The sequence below is a fragment of the Neisseria sp. P0019.S002 genome, assembly GCF_051957155.1.
In the GTDB taxonomy this organism is placed as follows: Bacteria; Pseudomonadota; Gammaproteobacteria; order Burkholderiales; family Neisseriaceae; genus Neisseria; species Neisseria perflava.
This window is the reverse complement of the sequence record NZ_JBQCWS010000143.1, coordinates 1-446: the sequence shown is the minus strand read 5'-3', so window position 1 is coordinate 446 and position 446 is coordinate 1. Positions and strand designations below refer to the sequence as shown.

Below are 446 nucleotides of genomic sequence, written 5' to 3'. Positions count from 1 at the left end.
GGGTGTGCCGGTCGAAGCCATAGTCGCCGCTATTTTGCGCCCGATATGTCCCGACTTGCCCATGCCCGTGATGACGACCCTGCCTTTGCAGTGCAGCAGCGCGTCTGCCGCGTGGACGAAGTTTTCGTCCAGTTCCGCCGCAATTTCACGCAAGCCTTCCGCTTCGGTGTGCAACACTTCGCGCGCCCAATCGAGATATTGACCGTTTCCTGCCATAAATTTACGCCTTTTTGTGTTCGTTTTATAGTGGATTAACTTTAAACCAGTACGGCGTTGCCTCGCCTTTTCGTACTATTTGTACTGTCTGCGGCTTCGTCGCCTTGTCCTGATTTAAATTTAATCCACTATATATCGTTTTGGACATTGTTAAATGCCCTAATAATCTATCCAAATTTGCCGAATAGGGGTAGCATTACCGCCTGCTTCGCAAATAACCTATATTTAAA

General features: G+C 48.4%; 2 pseudogenes. Both read right to left on the bottom strand.

Going from position 1 to position 446, the window contains the following annotated elements:
• Positions 1–216, bottom strand: a pseudogene (locus ACTHTY_RS12000) (D-arabinose 5-phosphate isomerase); the annotation flags it as partial.
• A gap of 28 nt (positions 217–244) precedes the next feature.
• Positions 245–364 (bottom strand): annotated as a pseudogene (locus ACTHTY_RS11995) (IS5/IS1182 family transposase); the annotation flags it as partial.
• Between the last annotated feature and the right edge of the window lie 82 nt (positions 365–446).